Annotated in this window: 17 protein-coding genes and 1 tRNA gene; 7 read left to right on the top strand and 11 right to left on the bottom strand. The window is 67.6% G+C overall.

From position 1 onward, the window contains the following. Positions 1-46 precede the first annotated feature (46 nt). Positions 47-1279, top strand: coding sequence for a tryptophan synthase subunit beta (gene trpB, locus IT40_RS14375; protein WP_036756425.1), 1233 nt, complete (start codon positions 47-49; stop codon positions 1277-1279). Between the two features lie 17 nt (positions 1280-1296). On the opposite strand, the gene IT40_RS14370 is transcribed toward trpB, so the two are convergent. Further along, positions 1297-1914 carry a DsbA family protein gene (locus tag IT40_RS14370; RefSeq protein WP_036756422.1) on the bottom strand — a complete coding sequence of 206 codons (618 nt, stop codon included), beginning with the start codon at positions 1912-1914 and terminating at the stop codon, positions 1297-1299. Between the two features lie 91 nt (positions 1915-2005). Here IT40_RS14370 and alkB point away from each other — a divergent pair, with 91 nt between their 5' ends. Then, positions 2006-2638 carry a DNA oxidative demethylase AlkB gene (gene alkB, locus IT40_RS14365; RefSeq protein ID WP_036756420.1) on the top strand — a complete coding sequence of 211 codons (633 nt, stop codon included), beginning with the start codon at positions 2006-2008 and terminating at the stop codon, positions 2636-2638. Positions 2639-2705: 67 nt separating this feature from the next. Here the strand turns inward: alkB and IT40_RS14360 are convergent, their stop codons facing one another. Continuing rightward, the gene (locus tag IT40_RS14360) at positions 2706-3533 is read right to left on the bottom strand and encodes a bifunctional allantoicase/(S)-ureidoglycine aminohydrolase (RefSeq protein ID WP_036756418.1); all 828 of its coding nucleotides are present in this window, start codon (positions 3531-3533) and stop codon (positions 2706-2708) included. Between the two features lie 87 nt (positions 3534-3620). Further along, a complete protein-coding gene (gene puuE, locus IT40_RS14355; RefSeq protein ID WP_036756415.1) occupies positions 3621-5033 on the bottom strand; it encodes an allantoinase PuuE in 1413 nt (470 codons plus the stop codon). Positions 5034-5251: 218 nt separating this feature from the next. Here puuE and IT40_RS14350 point away from each other — a divergent pair, with 218 nt between their 5' ends. Continuing rightward, complete coding sequence (locus IT40_RS14350; RefSeq protein ID WP_208021367.1) at positions 5252-6616, top strand: NCS2 family permease; 1365 nt, start codon at positions 5252-5254, stop codon at positions 6614-6616. Positions 6617-7012: 396 nt separating this feature from the next. On the opposite strand, the gene IT40_RS14345 is transcribed toward IT40_RS14350, so the two are convergent. Next, positions 7013-7086: transfer RNA gene (locus tag IT40_RS14345), tRNA-Thr, on the bottom strand. Between the two features lie 562 nt (positions 7087-7648). After that, a complete protein-coding gene (locus tag IT40_RS14340) occupies positions 7649-8032 on the bottom strand; it encodes a response regulator (RefSeq protein WP_036756412.1) in 384 nt (127 codons plus the stop codon). Between the two features lie 320 nt (positions 8033-8352). Between IT40_RS14340 and rpsB the strand changes: the two genes are divergently transcribed. After that, a complete protein-coding gene (rpsB, locus tag IT40_RS14335; RefSeq protein WP_036756459.1) occupies positions 8353-9138 on the top strand; it encodes a 30S ribosomal protein S2 in 786 nt (261 codons plus the stop codon). 97 nt (positions 9139-9235) lie between these two features. Further along, complete coding sequence (tsf, locus tag IT40_RS14330; RefSeq protein ID WP_036756409.1) at positions 9236-10126, top strand: translation elongation factor Ts; 891 nt, start codon at positions 9236-9238, stop codon at positions 10124-10126. Positions 10127-10373: 247 nt separating this feature from the next. Here tsf and IT40_RS14325 read toward each other — a convergent pair whose 3' ends face one another. The 6 genes from IT40_RS14325 to IT40_RS14305 all read right to left on the bottom strand — a co-directional run bounded on the left by IT40_RS14325 (position 10374) and on the right by IT40_RS14305 (position 16611). Beyond that, positions 10374-11213, bottom strand: coding sequence for a helix-turn-helix transcriptional regulator (locus IT40_RS14325; RefSeq protein ID WP_243700234.1), 840 nt, complete (start codon positions 11211-11213; stop codon positions 10374-10376). Positions 11214-11380: 167 nt separating this feature from the next. Then, positions 11381-11635 (bottom strand): hypothetical protein, encoded by a 255-nt coding sequence (locus IT40_RS28660; RefSeq protein WP_157034076.1) that lies wholly within the window; start codon positions 11633-11635, stop codon positions 11381-11383. Positions 11636-11757: 122 nt separating this feature from the next. Beyond that, positions 11758-12585: a hypothetical protein gene (locus IT40_RS14320; protein WP_243700233.1), complete on the bottom strand. Its 828-nt coding sequence runs from the start codon at positions 12583-12585 to the stop codon at positions 11758-11760. A gap of 279 nt (positions 12586-12864) precedes the next feature. Further along, positions 12865-13827: a GGDEF domain-containing protein gene (locus IT40_RS14315; RefSeq protein WP_036756457.1), complete on the bottom strand. Its 963-nt coding sequence runs from the start codon at positions 13825-13827 to the stop codon at positions 12865-12867. An 8-nt stretch (positions 13828-13835) separates the two neighbouring features. Continuing rightward, positions 13836-14405, bottom strand: coding sequence for a heme NO-binding domain-containing protein (locus tag IT40_RS14310; protein ID WP_036756456.1), 570 nt, complete (start codon positions 14403-14405; stop codon positions 13836-13838). Positions 14406-14430: 25 nt separating this feature from the next. Further along, on the bottom strand, positions 14431-16611 hold the full coding sequence (locus IT40_RS14305) for a ComEC/Rec2 family competence protein (RefSeq protein ID WP_052095962.1): 2181 nt from the start codon (positions 16609-16611) through the stop codon (positions 14431-14433). 121 nt (positions 16612-16732) lie between these two features. Here IT40_RS14305 and gltX point away from each other — a divergent pair, with 121 nt between their 5' ends. Both gltX and gltA read left to right on the top strand, forming a co-directional pair. Next, the gene (gene gltX / locus IT40_RS14300; protein ID WP_036756404.1) at positions 16733-18139 is read left to right on the top strand and encodes a glutamate--tRNA ligase; all 1407 of its coding nucleotides are present in this window, start codon (positions 16733-16735) and stop codon (positions 18137-18139) included. A gap of 54 nt (positions 18140-18193) precedes the next feature. Then, positions 18194-19486 carry a citrate synthase gene (gltA, locus tag IT40_RS14295; RefSeq protein WP_036756401.1) on the top strand — a complete coding sequence of 431 codons (1293 nt, stop codon included), beginning with the start codon at positions 18194-18196 and terminating at the stop codon, positions 19484-19486. Positions 19487-19553 lie beyond the last annotated feature (67 nt).

Raw genomic sequence — 19553 nt, 5'->3', positions numbered from 1 at the left:
CTTCTCTGTTGCCCAAATACCCACCCGACCGCGCGCGAGGAAAGCCATGGCCGAAGACCTCATCAACAGCTTCATGACCGGCCCGGACGAACAGGGCCGCTTCGGCATCTTCGGCGGCCGCTTCGTCAGCGAGACGCTGATGCCGCTGATCCTCGACCTCCAGGCGGAATACGACCGCGCCAAGGACGACCCCGCCTTCTGGGCCGAGATGGACGATCTCTGGAAACATTACGTCGGCCGCCCCAGCCCGCTCTATTTCGCCCCGCGCCTGACCGAGGAACTGGGCGGCGCGAAGATCTATCTCAAGCGCGAAGAGCTGAACCATACCGGCAGCCACAAGATCAACAACGTGCTGGGCCAGATCCTGCTGGCGCGCCGCATGGGCAAGACCCGCATCATCGCCGAGACCGGCGCCGGCCAGCATGGCGTGGCGACGGCCACGGTCTGCGCCCGCTTCGGGCTGAAATGCATCGTCTACATGGGGGCGCATGACGTCGAGCGCCAGGCGCCGAACGTCTTCCGCATGCGGCTGCTGGGCGCCGAGGTGGTGCCCGTCACCTCGGGCCGCGGCACGCTCAAGGACGCGATGAACGACGCGCTGCGCGACTGGGTGACGAACGTCCGCGACACCTTCTACTGCATCGGCACGGTGGCCGGCCCGCATCCCTATCCCGCGATGGTGCGCGACTTCCAATGCATCATCGGCCGCGAGACCCGCCGCCAACTGGCCGAGCAGGAGGGCGAGGGGCGGCTGCCCGACAGCGTGGTCGCGGCCATCGGCGGCGGCTCGAACGCCATGGGGCTGTTCCACCCCTTCCTCGACGATCCTTCGGTCCGCATCATCGGCGTCGAGGCCGGCGGCAAGGGCGTGGACGAGCGCATGCAGCATTGCGCCAGCCTGACCGGCGGCCGCCCCGGCGTGCTGCACGGCAACCGCACCTATCTGCTGCAGGACGACGAGGGCCAGATCCTGGAAGGGCATTCGATCAGCGCCGGGCTCGACTATCCCGGCATCGGCCCGGAACATGCCTGGCTCAAGGAACAGGGCCGCGCCGAATATGTCAGCGTGACCGATGACGAGGCGCTGGCGGCCTTCCAGACCCTCTGCCGGCTCGAAGGCATCATCCCGGCGCTGGAACCCAGCCACGCGCTGGCCCATGTCATCAAGATCGCGCCGGACTTGCCGCGCGACCACATCATGGTGGTGAACCTGTCGGGCCGCGGCGACAAGGACATCTTCACCGTCGCCAAGCACCTGGGCGTCGACATCCGCACCTGATGCCGGACCGGCGCGCGCTATTTCGCGGCGCGCGCCTCGGCCACCAGCTCGGCCAGGTCGTCCTTGGCCAGATAGCCGAAGATCGCCCGCTCGCCGGCGACGAAGCTGGGCGTGCCGACCAGCCCGATCTCGTCGGCCAGCGCCAGCGATTCCTCGATCCGCCGGGTGATCTCGGGCGCCTGCATGTCGCGCTGCAGCCGCGCCACGTCCAGCCCGACCTCGCGGGCGACGCGCAGCACCGACGCCTTCTCGGCCTTGCCGCGCATCGCCATCAGCGCGCGGTGGAACTCGGGATACTTGCCCTGCGCCTGGGCGGCCAGCGCTGCCTCGGCGGCAAAGCGCGAGCCCTCGCCGAAGATCGGGATCTCATGCACCACCAGCCTCACGCCGGGATCCGATTGCAGCAGCGCCGCCACCTCCGGCGCGCTCTTGCGGCAAAAGCCGCAATTGTAGTCCGAGAACTCGACCAGCACCGCATCGCCCCCGGCATTGCCCATCACCGGCAGGCCGGGACCGTCGAACACCGCCCGCTTGATCGCCGCGACCTCGGCCGGGCTGCGGTCCTGCGCCGCGGCCGGCGCCAGGGGCAGGACGCAAAGCAGCGTCAGGGCGATTGCGGCAAGGGGGCGGCGCATGGCAAGAATCCTTTCCTGTGGCCCGACCTGAAAGCCATCGCCATGGCCACAGGTCAAGCCGCAGCACATGACAATCCCGTGGGAGGGCTGCATGGAACCAGACCTGTTCGGAACCCGCCGCGACGAACCCCTCGGCCCCGGCGCCATGATCCTGCGCGGCTTCGCGCCCGACCCCGCCATGGTCGAAGAGGTCGCGCACATCGCCGGCATTTCGCCCTTCCGGCAGATGCAGACGCCCGGCGGGCGCACGATCGGCGTCGAGATGACGAATTGCGGCGCGCTCGGCTGGGTCAGCGACCGGCGCGGCTATCGCTACGAGCCGCTGGACCCGCTGACCGGCCGGCCCTGGCCCGAAATGCCGCAGCGCTTCCGGCAGTTGGCACAAGAGGCCGCGGCGCGCGCGGGCTTCCCCGATTTCCGGCCCGATGCCTGCCTGGTCAACCGCTACGTGCCGGGGGTCAAGATGGGCCTGCACCAGGACCGCGACGAGGCAGATCTCGACGCGCCCATCGTCTCGGTCTCGCTGGGCCTGCCCGCGACCTTCCAGTTCGGCGGTCCCCGGCGCGGCGACCCGGTGGCGAAACATGCGCTGACCCACGGCGACTTGGTGGTCTGGGGCGGGCCGGCGCGGCTGAACTGGCACGGCATCCTGACGCTCAAGCCGGGCGAGCATCCGCTGACCGGCGCCGCCCGCATCAACCTGACCTTCCGCCGCGCCCGCTGACCGGCTTTCTCCGTTTTCCAAATACCCCGGGGGAAGCCGCGCAGCGGCTGGGGGCAGAGCCCCCCTCCTACTTCCAGATCGGCGCGTGCCGGTTCACGTCCTTGTAGAGCAGATAGCGGAAATTCCCCGGCCCGCCGGCATAGCAGCATTGCGGGCAAAAGGCGCGCAGCCACATGAAATCGCCGGGGCCCACCTCGACCCAGTCGCGGTTCAGCCGGTAGACCGCCTTGCCCTCGATGACGAACAGCCCATGCTCCATCACATGCGTCTCGGCAAAGGGGATCGAGCCGCCCGGCTTGAAGGTCACGATGGTGATATGCATGTCGTGGCGCATGTCCGCCGGGTCCATGAAGCGGGTGGTGGCCCAGCTGTCATTAGTCTCGGGCATCGGGATCGGGGCGATGTCGCGCTCGTTGGCGACGATCACCTCGGGCTTTTCCAGCCCCTCGACCGCCTGCCAGCGCTTGCGCCACCAGTGGAAGCGCGAGGTCTCGGCACCATTGCGCACCGACCAGGCCATGCCGGCGGGGATATAGGCAAAGCCGCCGGGCACCAGTTCATGCGCCTTGCCGTCGATGGTCAGCGTGACCGCGCCCTCGGTGACGAAGATCGCGGCCTGCACGCCCGCGTCGTCCTCGGGCCGGTCCGAGCCGCCCTGCGGCGCCAGCTCGACGATATACTGGCTGAAGGTCTCGGCAAAACCCGAGAGCGGCCGGGCGATCATCCACATCCGCATCCCCGTCCAGCCCGGCAGGAAGCTGGTGACGATGTCGCGCATCGTGCTGGCGGGGATGACGGCATAGGCCTCGGTGAAGGTGGCGGTGTCGGTGGACAGGTCGGTCTGCGGTGGCAGGCCGGCGAAAGGCCCGGCATAGGTCGGGGTCTTGGCGGTCATGTCAGGTCTCCGTTGCGCCGGGGTCTCTCTGGCCCGGATCGTGGCTGGCAAACCCCGCCCGCGACCAACGGCGGGCGGGGCCGGGGCTCAGGCATCGCCCAGCATCTGCTGCAGGCGCAGCGCGCCGATGCGGCTCACCTGGCGCTCGGCCTCGGCGCGCTCGGTCGCGCTGTCGTTGTCGAGGCGCCGGCGCATGGCGGCCATGATCCCCGGCTTGTCGTGGTCGCGCACGGCGATGATGAAGGGGAAGCCGTGCTTTTCCACATAGGCCGTGTTCAGGCGGTCGAACTCGGCGCGCTCGGCATCGGTCAGGCTGTCGAGCCCGGCGCTGGCCTGTTCGGCGGTGCTGTCGGCGGTCAGGCGCTTGGCCGCGGCCAGCTTGCCGGCCAGGTCCGGGTGCGCCAGCAGCACGCCCAGCCGCTCTTCGTCGCTGGCCGCACGGAAGACCTGCGCCATGCGCGCGGCAAGCCCGGCGGCGGTGTCGTGGATCGCGCCCATCTCGCCCTCCCAGACGCGCTCGGCGATCCAGGGCGAATGCTCGTAGATGCCGCCGAATTTCTCGACGAACGCCTCGCGGTCCATCTGCGAGGGGCGCTGCCTGGGCTGCCAGGGATGCGCCCGCGCCCAGTGCCGCGCGATGTCGAGCCGGGTGGCGAACCAGACCCCCTCGTGGCTGCGGGCATGGTCGAGGAAGCGCTTGATCGCCATGGCCCGGCCCGGCCGGCCGGCCAGGCGGCAATGCAGGCCGATGGACATCATCTTGGGCGCGCCGGCCTTTCCCTCGGCATAAAGCACGTCGAAGCTGTCGCGCAGGTAGTCGAAGAACTCGACCCCGGTGCCGAAGCCCTGCCCCGAGGAAAAGCGCATGTCGTTGGCGTCCATCGTATAGGGCACCATCAGCTGCGGCTTGCCGTCGTGGACATGCCAATAGGGCAGGTCGTCGGCGATGGTGTCGGCCAGGTATTCGAATCCGCCCTCCTCGCAGCCCAGAGCCACCGTGTTCATCGAGGTGCGGCCCTGGTAGAAGCCGCGCGGCCGCTCGCCGGTGACGCGGGTGTGCAGCTCGACCGCGCGGGCGATATGCTCGGCCTCGACCTCGCGCGGGATGTCGCGGTAGTCGATCCATTTCAGGCCGTGGGTGGCGATCTCCCAGCCGGCGGCCTGCATGGCGGCGACCTGTTCGGGCGCGCGCTCCAGCGCGGTCGCGACGCCGTAGACGGTCACGGGCACGTCGCTGAGCAGCCGGTGGAGCCGCCAGAACCCCGCCCGCGCGCCATAGTCATAGATCGATTCCATGTTCCAGTGGCGCTGGCCAGGCCAGGGCTGGCAGCCGATGATCTCGGACAGGAAGGCTTCCGAGGCGGCGTCGCCATGCTCGATGCTGTTTTCGCCGCCTTCCTCGTAGTTGATGACGATCTGCACCGCGATCCGGGCATCGCCGGGCCATTTGGGATCGGGCGTATGCTCGCCATAACCGATCATGTCGCGGCTGTATCGCATCGCTTGCTTCCTTTCCTGATTTCTGGCTGACTAGCACTCATCACCCTGCCGGCCCCGCAGGCAACCCGAGAATTTCTATAAACAGAACCAAGTTTTTCTTGAAAATGGCTGTTTATTAACGTCCCGTTGAAACTCTGTCGCCAGACCCTGCATTCTCGTTGAAGATGCCTGGGCATAATCTGGCCAGCATGGCGGGCAAACCGCCAATGGGAGGAATCATGCCAGACAAGCAATCCGGCCTGACGGCCAGCGGCGCCAGCATCAGTCCAGGGGAAGGAACCGTGCTCGACAAGCGCTTCGGCCTGACGGCCCATGGCACCAGCGCCAGAACCGAGGTGATCGCGGGGATAACCACCTTCCTGACGATGGCCTACATCATCTTCGTGAACCCCGAGATCCTGTCCTCGACCGGCATGGATCGCAACGCGGTCTTCGTCGCGACCTGCCTGGCCGCGGCGCTGGGATCGGCGATCATGGCGCTTTGGGCCAACTGGCCCATCGGCATGGCGCCCGGCATGGGGCTGAATGCCTTTTTCGCCTTCACCGTGGTCGGCGCGCTGGGGTTCACCTGGCAACAGGCGCTGGGAGCGGTGTTCATCTCGGGCCTGGTGTTCCTGTTCCTGTCGGTGACGGGCATCCGGCGCTGGCTGATCGCGGGCATCCCCACATCCATGCGCAGCGCCATCGCGGCCGGCATCGGCATGTTCCTAGGGCTGATCGCGCTGAAGAACTCGGGCATCGTGGTGGACAATCCGGCGACGCTGGTCGGCCTGGGCGACCTGACCCAGACCGGCACGCTGCTGGCCATCGTCGGCTTCTTCATCATCGCGGCGCTGGATGCGCTGAAGGTGCGCGGCTCGATCCTGATCGGCATCCTGGTCATCACCGTCGTCTCGATCGCCATCGGCGCCAGCCCCTTTGCCGGGGTGATCTCGATGCCGCCCTCGATCATGCCGACCTTCATGCAGCTCGACATCGCCGGGGCGCTGACCGTCGGCATCTTCCACGTCATCCTGGTCATGGTGCTGGTCGAGGTCTTCGACGCCACCGGCACGCTGATCGGCGTGGCCAAGCGCGCCGGCCTGCTGACCGAGGGGCCGGCCCATACCAACAAGAACCTGGGCCGGGCGCTGATGGCGGATTCGACGGCGATCCTGGCCGGCTCGATGCTGGGCACCAGCTCGACCACCGCCTATGTCGAAAGCGCCTCGGGCGTGCAGGCGGGCGGGCGCACCGGGCTGACCGCGCTGGTCGTGGCGGGTCTGTTCCTGCTGGCGGTGTTCTTTGCGCCGCTGGCGGGCTCGGTCCCGGCCTATGCCACCGGGCCGGCGCTGCTTTACGTCGCCTGCCTGATGGTGCGCGAGTTCGAGGAGATCCAGTGGAGCGACGTCACCGAAAGCGCGCCCGCCGTGCTGACGGCGCTGATGATGCCCTTCACCTATTCCATCGCCAATGGCCTGGCCTTCGGTTTCGTGAGCTATGCCGCGATCAAGCTGGCGACCGGCCGCGCGCGCGAGGTGCATGCCGCGACCTGGATCGTCGCCGCGCTGTTCGTGATCCGGTTTGCCTTCTTCATGGAGTGATCTGCGCCAAGGCCGGGGGGCTGTCTGCCCCCCGGACCCCCCGAGGATATTTGGACAAGGAAGAATGGAACTTGCCGGGTCGGCCGGGATTCCGGCCGGAGACCATTGCCTGGGCCGCGTGATCGCGCATCGCAAGCCGGGCCATCGCAAGCCGGGGCGCGGGATGCGCATCCGGCCGTTGCGTTTCTTGCCGGGTTTCCACGGGATCCCCGGCAGGCCGGCTGCGGCGGCCCGGCATGGCTTGGTCGCATCGGGTGAACGGGGCGAGGAAAGCGGTGAGGGAGCGGTGAGGGAGCGGTGAGGGAGCGGTGAGGGAGCGGTGAGGGAGCGGTGAGGGAGCGGTGAGGGAATTTTCCCGTCCGGCGCGGCTTGGTTTTCGTCGCCGTCGGCTACGCGTGCCCCCTGTCCGATTCGAACGGACGACCTACCGCTTACAAGGCGGTTGCTCTGGCCAGCTGAGCTAAGAGGGCGACGCCCGGACTGTTTAAACGACCAGCGCCTTTCGGGCAAGTGAGTCCGCCGCGCCGGGAAGACGATGGGCCGCAGCACAGCCAGGGGTGCAGATGCAGCCGACCGTCTGTCGCCCGGTGCCTGCCCGCCGATTCGACGAAGGCCAGACGGCACGGAGGGAGGCCAATGCCTGGGACGCAGATACGATGCCGCAGGGCACAGGGCACAGGGCACAGAGCACAGGGCACAGGGCACAGAGCACAGGGCACAGGGCACAGGGCACAGGGCACAGGGCACAGGGCACAGGGCACAGGGCACAGGGCACAGGGCACAGGGCACAGGGCACAGGGCACAGGGCACAGCCTGCGATAGGCAGCTACTGAACGCAAGGCGACCCTCGCCTGGCCGGGCAAGCATCCATTCTACTGCGGGACAGGTCTTGGGAAGGATGGTCCCGAGGCGTCGCTGACTTGCCATTCGCCCTTGGGGAATCACCACCATCGTAGCCGAGGGCGGGGCAGTTCACGCTGCCGCATGGCGAGGGCCGATGCTGCCCCGCCTGCCCGCGCGCCCTTGCCGCGGTCACGGGGGACGGCCATCGGGGGTGGCGACCATGCGCACCGTCTCGACCAGCCGCACCGGGTCGAGCGGATAGGGCAGCCAACCCGCCGCCCCGGCATTGCGGGCGCGGGCCTTCAGCTGCGGCGTGGCCGAAACGGCCATGACCAGGATCGGGATGTCGCGCAGCCGGGCCTGGCGCCGCACCGCCTCGATGAAGCCGAAACCGCAGACCCGCCGCATGTTGATCCCCGTCAGGATCACGTCGACGGAAGCGGTCCTGAGCAGCGCCAGCCCCTCGGCGCCGTCGCAGGATCGCTGCACCGCCATCCCCGCCGCCTCCAACGCAGCGACGGCGGCTTCGCGCAATTCGCCGCGGGGATGCTGGACCAGCACCGTCAGCGCCATCGCCGGCCCCCGGCGACCGGGCCAGGCCGTCCTTTTCCTTCCGCAGCGATCATCCGCCCCCTCCGATTCAGCCGGTTTCGCGCAGGATCGCGCAGAAAGATTGAATTTCGGTTGACGCGGGCGGGGCGGAAGGCCATCTGTCCCGAATTGCCGCGAAACCGACCCATTTCCTGTCGCCGGGGCTTGCATTCCGGGCGGAAAAGGACTATTTCGCGCGCACTTCACAGGCGGGGTCGGGCCCCGGAGGGAGACATCCTTCGACGGTCCACCGGTTGGGGCAAGCCCCTGAAAGCCCCGCCAAGGCGCAAACCGGAAAGGACATGGACATGGCGCTTCCCGAATTCTCCATGCGTCAGCTGCTTGAAGCTGGCGTTCATTACGGCCACCAGACCCAGCGCTGGAACCCCCGCATGGCCGAGTTCATCTATGGTGAACGCAACGGCATCCACATCGTCGACCTGACCCAGACCGTGCCGATGCTGGACGCGGCGCTGCAGGTGGTGCGCGACACCGTCGCCAAGGGCGGCCGCGTGCTGTTCGTCGGCACCAAGCGCCAGGCGCAGAAAGCCGTCGCCGACGCGGCCGAGCGTTCGGCGCAGTTCTACATGAACCACCGCTGGCTGGGCGGCACGCTGACCAACTGGAAGACCGTCTCGCAGTCGATCCAGCGCCTGAAGGCGCTTGACGAGACGCTGGGTTCGGGCGCCGAGGGCCTGACCAAGAAGGAACGGCTGCAGATGGAGCGCGAGCAGGCCAAGCTGCAAGCCTCGCTGGGCGGCATCCGCGAGATGGGCGGCCTGCCCGACCTGCTGTTCGTCATCGACGTGAACAAGGAAGACCTGGCCATCGCCGAGGCGAAGAAGCTGGGCATCCCGGTGGTCGCCGTGGTCGACACCAACTGCTCGCCCAAGGGCGTGGACTATGTCATCCCCGGCAACGACGACGCCGCCCGCGCCATCGCGCTTTACTGCGACCTGGTCAGCCGCGCCGCGCTGGACGGCATGACCGCGCAGATGGGCGCTGCCGGCGTGGACCTGGGCGCGCTGGAAGCCAGCGTCGAGGAAGAGCTGGCCGGCGAGACCGCTGAGGAAGCCGCCGAAGCCTGATCGGCGCCGGTCCCAAGCGGGCCGCGGCAGGTTTACGGAACATTCATCAGGCGGGGATAAACCCCGCCTGACGCATTGAAAAGCAAGGAGACTCTCGATGGCTATCACCGCTGCTATGGTGAAAGACCTGCGCGAAACCACCGGCGCGGGCATGATGGACGCCAAGAAGGCGCTGACCGAAACCAATGGCGACATGGAAGCCGCCGTCGACTGGCTGCGCACCAAGGGTCTGGCCAAGGCCGCCAAGAAATCGGGCCGCGTCGCCGCCGAGGGCCTGGTGGGCGTCGCCGTCCGCGCCGGCCGCGGGGTCGCCGTCGAACTGAACTCGGAAACCGATTTCGTCGCCAAGAACGCCGATTTCCAGCAGCTCGTGCGCGAGATCACCAATGTCGCGCTGGACGCCGCCACCGATGTCGAGGTGCTGAAGGCCACGCATCTGAACGGCCGCCCGGTCGAGGACGTGCTGACCGACGCCATCGCCCGCATCGGCGAGAACATGACCCTGCGCCGGATGCACGCGCTGGAAGGCGACACCATCGTCTCTTACGTGCATAACGCCGCTGCCGAGGGCATGGGCAAGATCGGCGTGCTGGTCGCGCTGAAGGGCGATGCCGCCAAGGCGCAGGAGATCGGCAAGCAGATCGCCATGCATATCGCGGCGACCAACCCGGCCTCGCTGTCAGAAGCCGACCTGGACCCCTCGCTGGTCGAGCGCGAGAAGTCGGTGCTGACCGAGCAGGCCCGCGAATCGGGCAAGCCCGAGGCGGTGATCGAGAAGATGATCGAAGGCCGGATGAAGAAATTCTTCGAGGAAGTGACCCTGCTGGGCCAGAAATTCGTCATCAACCCCGACGTGACCGTGGCCCAGGCCGCGCAAGAGGCCGGCGTCGAAGTGACCGGCTATGCCCGCGTCGTGGTCGGCGAAGGCATCGAGAAGAAGGAAGAGGATTTCGCCGCCGAGGTCGCCAAGACCCGCGCCGGCGCCTGATTCTCACCAGACCCGGATTACGGACGCCGGCCCCCTTTTGGGCCGGCGTTTCGCATTCCGCGACGGCATCGGGCCGAGGCTGCGTGAAAACTCCAATTCTGAAAATTTACGAAGAACAGTTTCCTTAGAAATACATTCACGGCGGCCCGCTTTAGAACAAAGTCTCTCCGCAAGGCCAGCAGGCGAACATTGTTCCGTGCCCGACCATGCTCGACTGAGTTTCCACACAGCCTCGGCCGCAATGCGTCTAGCCGGCGCAGATCTGGTCGCGCGCCGGCAGCCCCGGCGCGCCGTCTCGGGCGGGCGAGGGATGCCCGCCCTGTCCGGGGCCATGCGGCTCGGCAGTGGAGTTGAAGATCTGCCTGCGGCTGGCGGCCAGCAGGATCGCCTGCGCCGTAGTCTTGGCCCCCAGCGCCTTGCGCGCCAGCCGCAGATGCTTTTCCACCGTGGCCGGCGTGACGTCCAGGATCTCGGCGATTTCCTGGGTGGTGCGGCCGACCGAGATGCATTCCAGCACCTCGCGCTGGCGCAGGGTCAGCACGCATTCCTGCTCGGCATGGGGCAGGGTCGAGATGCGCAGATGCGCCAGCCGGCTCAGCGCCTCGACAAGCCGGCCGTGCTGCGCCCAAAGCGCGTCCAGCCGGTCCTGCCGCATGCCGATCGCGCCGCCGAGGATCACGCCAGCGCGCACCCGCTCCACATCGTCGCCCATGCCGACCGCATAGCCCGCGACATGGCCGTAGCGGGCGAAAGCATCGGCCGCGCGCTCTTCCTGCGGCGTCAGCCGCCCGGCCAGGCGGAGCCGCCGCATCCAGTCCCAGCTTTCGCTGCCCCGGTTATGGGTCAGCCAGCGGTGCATCGGCAGGCTTTCAAGCAGGTCCAGCGCGGCAAGCTCCTGCATCAGGCGCGGCGGATAGCTAGACAGCAGGACGCGGTCCTCCAGCATCCGGTCGCATGAGGCCTCCAGGATCCGCACCGCATGATAGGAAATGTTGGGAAAACCCAGTTCGGTCAGGCGCGCAACGTAATGCTGCCAGACCTCTTGCGCCGAACAGGCCCCCAGGATGACTTCGATGTCATTCAGCATTTCCATATTATACCAAGCTCTTTCGAAAATATTTAAGAATAAATTTGCACCATAACAGATAGCTTTGAAACATTATTACCAAGAACCGCAAAGGATCAATGCATCACGCGCAAACCGAACGGTTACGTAAGGTCAACATGATTAACCCTGGCCGTGAAACCCGTTGTTCACCATAGAAAATCTTCCGTCCGCCGATGAAATGGCCACGCCATCACCACGATTTTTGCCGCAGGATTCGCCATATCGCACCATTTTCGCGACACGTCATGATTGCATGACTTAATAAATTTCCACCTTTGCATGAAAATCGCCCGGCCCGGCGTCAGGCCAGGCACGAATCCGGGCCACTCGCCGACGCGGTGTCGTTGGAAGCCCGCGCCGGGACATTCATGAAAACCCGCCGCTGCCGCAGAATCAGCCATGCCCTGCCGCGGTTCCGGTTCCCCGGCCGGCGATTGCAGCCGATCTTGCGCTTTCGCACCGGCCCGCCGCATTCCGCAAGCCGGGAAACCGGCCGCCTGGCCGGCCCTTCTGGATCGCCCGGTCAGGGGGTAAGGAATTCGATTCCGGGCAGGGCGGCGATCTCGGCCATGTCGGCGTCATAGGCGGCGGTGATGCGATCGACCATCTGCTGGGTCCAGCCGGGCAGGTTCAGCTCGACCTCGATCTGCTCGGGCTGGCCATATGCCTCCAGGGCGGCGGCAAAGATGCGGCGGCGGCTTGCGACGGTCAGCCGTTCTTCCTGCGCCAGCGCGTCGCGGATCATGCGGATGCCGTCGGGGTGCAGGATGTCGCCCAGGATCTGCAATCCGGCCTTGAGCGGCACGTCGGCGGGCATGGTCGCGATGCGGCGCACCACCTCGGGCCAGATCAGCGAGGTGTCCTCGTGGCACCAGACCACCAGGCGCCGGCCGGGCAGCGCGGCCTGGATGCGCCGCAGCGCCGGCCCCCAGCGCAGCGCCTCGGGATCGACGCCGTCCATCAGCTCGGCATAGCTGCCGCTGCCCTCCTGCGACAGGACGAACGGGACCAGCGTGGCCGGGTTCTTCAGCGCGATGAAGAACTCGACCTCGGCGCTGGGAAACAGGTTGGCCAGCGCCGCCATCTTCTCGCCGGCGGTGACGTAAAGCCCCTCGGGCGAGATGGCCCGCGTCGCCCGGCCAAGAAAGCTGGGCGTGCTGCAAATGATACGGCGCGGATCGTCCGAATCCAGGATCGCATCCAGCATCACCTGCTCCATCGCCTTGGTGGCGGGGCCACCGCGCAGCGCGCTCAGCGCCTCGTTGAAGATCTCGCCATGCCGGTTCGGGGTGACGGGCTCGATCCCGTTGCGCAGCAGCCAGTCGCGGTTCTGCAACAGCGTCTTGACCATGCGATAGAGGTCCGTTCCGTGAACCCCGCAATGAAAGACCACCTGCATACCCGCAACCCCCCGACTCGTTTGGGCGCACAGTAACCAGCAATGCGCGCGCAGAAAACCTCATGGTTGAGCGACGCCTGTGCCGATCCCGCGCCCCGCGCCCACCGTCCATGCCCGGCCATCCTGCGGACGCGCCGCCGCGGCGCGGAACAGCAGGACCGGATCGCAGCTGAGGCGCGGCATGCGGCATGGCCGGAGCGCGATCATCCGCCCCGATCATCCAGGCGCGGATCAGCCGCCGGGATCGGTCCACAGTACCACCCTGCCCTTGCCGGCCAACTTCGCCTGGTAAAGCGCCGCATCCGCCATCTCGAACAGCTGGTGCTGGTGGGTGATGCGCCTGTTGCCGGACACCGCGACGCCCATGCTGGCCGTGATCCGGCACGGATAGGTTTTCGCGGCCATGATCTGGTGGATCATCCGGGTGCAGACGTTCATCGCATCCTCCTCCGGCCTGTCGGAGAAGATCAGGATCAGGAACTCGTCCCCGCCGATGCGGCAGACCCGGTCGCCGGAACGCACCCCCGAGGCCAGGACCGATGCCACCGTGACCAGGACGCGGTCGCCGGCGGCATGGCCGAATCGGTCGTTGACCTCCTTGAAATGGTCGAGATCCAGGTGGACCAGCGCAAAGGGATTGCGGTTGCGCGCCTCGAATGCCTTGGAAAACACGACGTCGAAGCCACGCCTGTTCAGCAGCCCGGTCAGCGGATCGGTGATCGACAGGATCTGCGCGCTTTCGCGGGCGCCCTCCAGGCTGGTGTTGACGCGCGACAGTTCCAGCAGCGCCGCGCGGTTCGCCTCGTGCAGGAACAGGAATTCCATGGCCAGGTCGGACGGCGGAAAATCGGAATCGTTCAATTCAAATTTCTGCACTGCCGAGGAAAGATATATGCCGAAGCCCAGGTTGAGCATGGCCATGTCCGGCGACAGATGCACGCCATGCCCGCGCAGGGAAACGCCGCCATGGTCGCGCAGCTGCAAAAAGACCCGCCTGCCGCAGCCAAGCTGGGGAAACAGCTCCTCGAAACGGATGCGGTGGCCCAGGTTGTTGGCGGGAATGAAGGCGTCCTCCAGGCGGGACGCGCTGCCCAATACCTTGGCAAGCGTCTTGCCGCGCGACACCATCACGCCGGCGCGATCCACCATGAGATGCATCGGCATCAGCTCCGACAGGGTGCGAATGTCTATCACGGCGTCTTTCAAATCTGCGCTCGCTTGGGGGAAAGCTCGAAGCCCCGCTTGCTGGAGTAATCAGGCAGGACGACATCTATGTCGATGCGGTCCCGGACGACCGAAATGACGGCAAGCGAGCCATAGTCGTCCGCCATCACCCGCAGCATGCCGGCCAGGACGCGCATCAGGCCCGGCTGGTGCGGCTCGGCGATGATCCGGTAGCGTCCCGGCGCGTCGGACAGGACCGTGAATCCGGGAAACTCCAGGTCGGGGATCACCAGGTGGATGCGGCCCGGCAATTCACGCAGCGATTCGACGAATTCCTGGAAATTCGCGCCGCCGAACCGCAACAGCCGGCGGATCTGCTCCTGCCGGCTCAGCCATGCCCCGACATCCTCGAGCAGCTCGCCCACCGATTTGTCGAGCCGCCGGGCCGAGGCGAGGACGATGGCATGGGTGATGCTGTCCGGGCTGCTTTCCCAGGTCAGGAACCCGTCGGGGTGGACATCGGCTTCGGCGGCGACCTGCTGCCAGGTCGCGCTGCCATAGGTGTTGCGCAGGAACGCCTCGATACAGCGATTGACCAGACCATGCATTTGCTTCGACCCCATGCGGATTGCGTCAGTGCCAGAGTCGGCGGATGCCCGGCCGGTCGACGGAAACGTATCTGGGGCCGGAAGGCTCCAGGAATATCGCCACCGCGCCGTGTTTCCGCAGATAGGGCGGATCGAGAACCAGGCATTCGCCCAGGGCGGCGGGGCTGGGGGAAAGGGCGGCGTTCGCGACCAGGATGCCGCCTTCGCGGCATTGGCCGCGGGCATCCTCGCGCGTGGCCCTGCCGGTCAGGTGGCGGATGCGAAGCCGGATCCCGCCTCGGTCGAGTTCCGCCCAGCGATTCGCGGGCGGGCCCTGCCACAGCGGGCGCGCCGCGGCACCGGCCTGATCGGCGGCGTCGCCATCGGCCTTGAGCCAGCTCTCTACCGCGAAGCTGCCGCCGCCGGGCTTCGAAGGCACCCTGCCCGCGGGGGTCAGCACCGCCACCGCGTCGCCCTGGGCCGAAACCAGGATGTCAGGGCGTGTCGCACCCAGCCACAGCACCCCCGCCGCCGCCAACAGGGCGATGCCCGTGCCCCGGCGCAAAAGCGGCAGGGGACCGCGCGCGCCCGCGGGCTGCGCACCGGGCAAAAGCAGCATGGCGCCCACGGCCATCAGCGGCAGGACGGCGCGCGGCGCGACGGGAAACAGCGTGACCGCCCCGCCCAGGTCCGAGATCCATTGCGCGACCGCCAGCATCCAGCCGGTTCCCAGCCCCATCAGCCACAGGGCCGGTTGCGCCAAGCCCAGCGGAGCCAGCAGCGCGGCGAAGACCCCGCCCGGCATCACCAGCGCGCCGACGACGGGCACGACCAGCATGTTGGCCAGCAGGCCGTATTGCGTCATCCGCCCGAAATGCGCCGCGGCGATGGGGGCCGTCACCATGCCGGCCACGAAGGAGGACAGAAACAGCATCAGGACCGGCCGAGCCCACCAGGGCAGCCGCGGCGACAGCCTTGCCCATGGCTCCTGCATCAGGATCAGCGCGACCGTGGCGGCAAAGCTCATCTGGAAGCCAGCCTCGGTCAGCGCCTCGGGGTTCAGCACCAGCACGAGGCCGGCGGCGACGGCGACGGTGCGCAGCGACACCGCGCGCCGGTCGGCGATGATCGCAAGCAGCATCACCGCCACCATGATGAAGGCGCGCTCGGTCGCGACGCCGCCGCCCGAAAGCCACAGATACAGCGCCGAGGCGCCAAGCGCCCCCGCCGCCGCCAGCTTGTGGACCGGCACCGACCGCCCCCAGCCCAGCCCCTGCGCCGCCACGCCGCCCAGCCGCAACGCGGCATAGACGAAGCCGGCCAGCATGCTCATGTGCAGCCCCGAGATCGACACGATGTGGTAAAGATTCGAATCGCGCATGATCTGGTTGGTCTGCTCGGCGATGCCGGAACGGTCGCCGGTCATCAGCGCGGCCGAGACCGCCCCCGCCTGGCCGCCGATCCGCTCCTGCATGGCCTGGGACAGCGACATGCGGATGCGGTGCAGCGCCAGCACCCCGCCATCGGCCGGCGGCTCGACCGTCATCACCGGCGCGCGGGCATAGCCCACCGCGCCCAGGCGTTCGAACCAGGCCAGGCGGCGGAAGTCGAAGCCGCCCGGCTCGGACGGGCCGGCGGGCGGACCCAGATGCGCGGTCAGCATCACGCGCTGGCCGGGCACCGGCAGTTCCTGCGGCTCCATCAGCGAGATCCGCACCCGCGCCGGCGTGCGGCCGGGCGCGACCTCGTGCAGCCCGACCTGATCGAGCAGCAGCCGCATCCGGTCGCGCGACGAGCGGTCGATGCCCACGACCCGCCCCTCGACCGGGCCGTAATAGCGGAAATCCAGCACCGGGGCGGCGACCAAATGCGCCCGGACCCCGGCGAGCCCCGCCCCCAGCACCACCAGCAAGGCTGCGAAGGCGGCCAGCCGCAGCCGGTCCGCCCAGGCCCAGCCCAGCCTGCCGGACCCGGCCAGCCGCATCGCCCCGCCGGGCAGCAGCAGGCAGGCGACCCCGGCCAGGACCAGCCCGGCATGGAAGCCCGGCCCCGGTTCCCGCGGCAGCAGGAACCAGCCGCCGATGCCCAGCGCAAGCCAGAAGGGCATCCAGGGCAGCAGCCCGGCGCGAATGCCGACCGACGGCCGCAGCCCGGCCGCCGCCTGCCGCCCGCCGCGCGGCGCCAGGGCCGGCAGCCGCGTTTGCAAAGCATTCACCGATTCCGTCACCAAAACTTGTCCTTGCCGTGGCACTTGCTTATCTGTGGCGCCAAGATTGGCATGCCGACCTTTCGAAAGGATTAACGGGCATGGCCGATGGCCCCGTTTTCTGAAACTGACCGGACCGCTGATGACTGATTCCCGCCCCGTCGTGACCCGCTTCGCGCCCTCGCCCACCGGCTACCTGCATATCGGGGGCGCGCGGACGGCCCTGTTCAACTGGCTCTATGCCCGCGGGCGGGGCGGAAAATTCCTGCTGCGGATCGAGGATACCGACCGCGCCCGCTCGACCCCCGAGGCGACCGAGGCGATCCTGCAGGGCCTGCGCTGGCTGGGCCTGGACTGGGACGGCGAGCCGGTCAGCCAGTTCGCCGGCGTCGCCCGCCATGCCGAGGTCGCCCGCGCCATGCTGGAAAACGGCACCGCCTACAAATGCTTCTCGACCGCCGAGGAGATCGAGGCCTTTCGCGAAAAGGCCAAGGCCGAGGGGCGCTCGACCCTGTTCCTGTCGCCCTGGCGCGACGCCGATCCGGCCAGCCTGCCCGACGGCCCCCATGCGATCCGGCTGAAGGCGCCGCGCGACGGCGAAACCGTGGTGCGCGATGCGGTGCAGGGCGACGTGACCTTCGGCAATGCGCAGCTGGACGACATGGTGCTGCTGCGCTCGGACGGGACGCCCACCTATATGCTGGCGGTGGTGGTGGACGACCACGACATGGGCGTGACCCATGTGATCCGGGGCGACGACCACCTGACCAATGCCGCGCGGCAGATCCAGATCTATCAGGCGATGGGCTGGGACATCCCGGTCTTTGCCCATATCCCGCTGATCCACGGGCCGGACGGCAAGAAGCTGTCCAAGCGCCATGGCGCCGTGGGCCTGCACGAATATGCCGCCATGGGCTATCCGGCGGCGGCGATGCGCAACTACCTGGCGCGGCTGGGCTGGAGCCATGGCGACGACGAGCTGTTCGACGATGCCCAGGCCAGGGCCTGGTTCGACCTGGACGGCATCGGCAAGGCCCCGGCCCGGCTGGACTTCAAGAAGCTGGAACATGTCAGCGGCTGGCATATCGCCCGGATGGGAGATGCCGAATTGCTGGAGGAAATCGCGCGTTTCCGCGCCGCGACCGGCGCACCGCCGCTGTCCGGACGCCAGATCGCCCGGCTGCTTCCCGCGCTGGAGGCGCTGAAGGCCAAGGCCAAGACCCTGCCCGCGCTGCTCGACCAGGCGCATTTCGCGCTGATCGACCGGCCGGTCGCGGTCGAGGAAAAGGCGGCAGCGGCGCTGGATACTGTATCCCGTGGTATACTGACTGAATTGACTGCCGCGGTGCAGAATGCTAGCTGGGACCGCAACGAACTCGAAGCGGCAGCCAAGCGGATTGGCGAGTCGCACGGGCTGGGGCTGGGCAAGGTCGCAGCGCCGCTTCGCGCGGCACTGGCCGGGCGCAGTTCCACCCCCAGCGTGTTCGACATGATGTTGGCGCTTGGCCGCGACGAAACGGTGGCCCGGCTGCAGGATCAAGCGGGCTGAGACCCGCCCCCATCACCCGGCCTGCGGGCCGGAGACAGGTGAAAGGAACTGGGAATGGCAGAAGAAAAAGCCGCAAGACTGCATCTGGCGGGCAAGGACTACGACCTCGCGGTCCTGTCCCCGACCGCGGGGCCGGATGTGGTCGACATCCGCAAGCTCTACGGCGAGGCGGGCGTTTTCACCTATGACCCCGGCTTTACCTCGACCGCGTCCTGTGATTCGACGATCACCTATATCGACGGGGACAAGGGCGAGCTGTGGTATCGCGGCTATCCGATCGAGCAATTGGCCGCGCAGTCGCATTACCTGGAAGTCTGCTACCTGCTGCTTTACGGCGAATTGCCGACCCCCGACCAGCTGGTCGATTTCGAGACCCGGATCACCCGCCACACCATGGTGCATGAGCAGATGCACTATTTCTTCCGCGGCTTCCGCCGCGACAGCCACCCGATGGCGACCATGGTGGGCGTCGTGGGCGCGATGTCCGCCTTCTACCACGATTCGATCGACATCAACGACCCGGTGCAGCGCGAGATCGCCTCGATCCGGCTGATCGCCAAGGTGCCGACCATCGCCGCCATGGCCTACAAGTATTCGCTGGGCCAGCCCTTCGTCTATCCCCGGAACGAGCTGGATTATGCCAGCAACTTCCTGCACATGTGCTTCTCGGTCCCGGCCGAGCCCTATAATGTCGATCCGGCCCTGGCCCGCGCCATGGACCGCATCTTCACGCTGCACGCCGATCACGAGCAGAACGCCTCGACCTCGACCGTGCGCCTGGCCGGCTCTTCGGGGGCCAACCCCTTTGCCTGCATCGCGGCCGGCATCGCCTGCCTCTGGGGCCCGGCGCATGGCGGCGCCAACCAGGCCTGCCTGGAGATGCTGCGCGAGATCGGCTCGGTCGAGCGCATCCCCGAATTCATCGCCCGCGCCAAGGACAAGAACGACCCGTTCCGGCTGATGGGCTTTGGCCACCGCGTCTACAAGAACTTCGACCCGCGCGCCAAGGTGATGAAGGAATCGGCCGACGAGGTGCTGGACCTGCTGGGCGTCCACAACAACCCGACGCTGCAAGTCGCCAAGGAGCTCGAGAAGATCGCGCTGGAGGACGAGTATTTCGTCTCGAAGAAGCTCTATCCCAACGTCGATTTCTACTCGGGCATCATCCTGGAAGCCATGGGCTTCCCGACCTCGATGTTCACCCCGATCTTCGCGCTGTCGCGGACCGTCGGCTGGATCTCGCAGTGGAAGGAGATGATCGCCGACCCGCAGAACAAGATCGGCCGCCCGCGCCAGCTTTACGTCGGCTCGCCGCGGCGCGATTACAAGCCGCTGGACGCCCGCTGAGCGCGACCGTCCAGGACCAGCATCGGCCCCGGACCAGTTCCGGGGCCGTTCTGCTGCGCCCCCATCA

This window comes from Paracoccus versutus (assembly GCF_000763885.1).
Taxonomy (GTDB): Bacteria; Pseudomonadota; Alphaproteobacteria; order Rhodobacterales; family Rhodobacteraceae; genus Paracoccus; species Paracoccus versutus.
The sequence above is the reverse complement of the archived record's forward strand: the minus strand, read 5'-3'. Positions and strand labels throughout refer to the sequence as shown.

What these genes read in the sequence shown, in the direction of transcription:
- alkB (WP_036756420.1), top strand. Translation starts at nt 2,006, where the DNA reads ATGGAACCAGACCTGTTCGGAACCCGCCGCGACGAACCCCTCGGCCCC.
- IT40_RS14320 (WP_243700233.1), bottom strand. Translation starts at nt 12,585, where the DNA reads ATGGTCAAGACGCTGTTGCAGAACCGCGACTGGCTGCTGCGCAACGGG.
- gltA (WP_036756401.1), top strand. Translation starts at nt 18,194, where the DNA reads ATGGCAGAAGAAAAAGCCGCAAGACTGCATCTGGCGGGCAAGGACTAC.
- IT40_RS28660 (WP_157034076.1), bottom strand. Translation starts at nt 11,635, where the DNA reads ATGGCTGATTCTGCGGCAGCGGCGGGTTTTCATGAATGTCCCGGCGCG.
- IT40_RS14325 (WP_243700234.1), bottom strand. Translation starts at nt 11,213, where the DNA reads ATGCTGAATGACATCGAAGTCATCCTGGGGGCCTGTTCGGCGCAAGAG.
- rpsB (WP_036756459.1), top strand. Translation starts at nt 8,353, where the DNA reads ATGGACATGGCGCTTCCCGAATTCTCCATGCGTCAGCTGCTTGAAGCT.
- IT40_RS14350 (WP_208021367.1), top strand. Translation starts at nt 5,252, where the DNA reads ATGCCAGACAAGCAATCCGGCCTGACGGCCAGCGGCGCCAGCATCAGT.
- puuE (WP_036756415.1), bottom strand. Translation starts at nt 5,033, where the DNA reads ATGCGATACAGCCGCGACATGATCGGTTATGGCGAGCATACGCCCGAT.
- IT40_RS14360 (WP_036756418.1), bottom strand. Translation starts at nt 3,533, where the DNA reads ATGACCGCCAAGACCCCGACCTATGCCGGGCCTTTCGCCGGCCTGCCA.
- IT40_RS14310 (WP_036756456.1), bottom strand. Translation starts at nt 14,405, where the DNA reads ATGCATGGTCTGGTCAATCGCTGTATCGAGGCGTTCCTGCGCAACACC.
- tsf (WP_036756409.1), top strand. Translation starts at nt 9,236, where the DNA reads ATGGCTATCACCGCTGCTATGGTGAAAGACCTGCGCGAAACCACCGGC.
- IT40_RS14370 (WP_036756422.1), bottom strand. Translation starts at nt 1,914, where the DNA reads ATGCGCCGCCCCCTTGCCGCAATCGCCCTGACGCTGCTTTGCGTCCTG.
- gltX (WP_036756404.1), top strand. Translation starts at nt 16,733, where the DNA reads ATGACTGATTCCCGCCCCGTCGTGACCCGCTTCGCGCCCTCGCCCACC.
- IT40_RS14340 (WP_036756412.1), bottom strand. Translation starts at nt 8,032, where the DNA reads ATGGCGCTGACGGTGCTGGTCCAGCATCCCCGCGGCGAATTGCGCGAA.
- trpB (WP_036756425.1), top strand. Translation starts at nt 47, where the DNA reads ATGGCCGAAGACCTCATCAACAGCTTCATGACCGGCCCGGACGAACAG.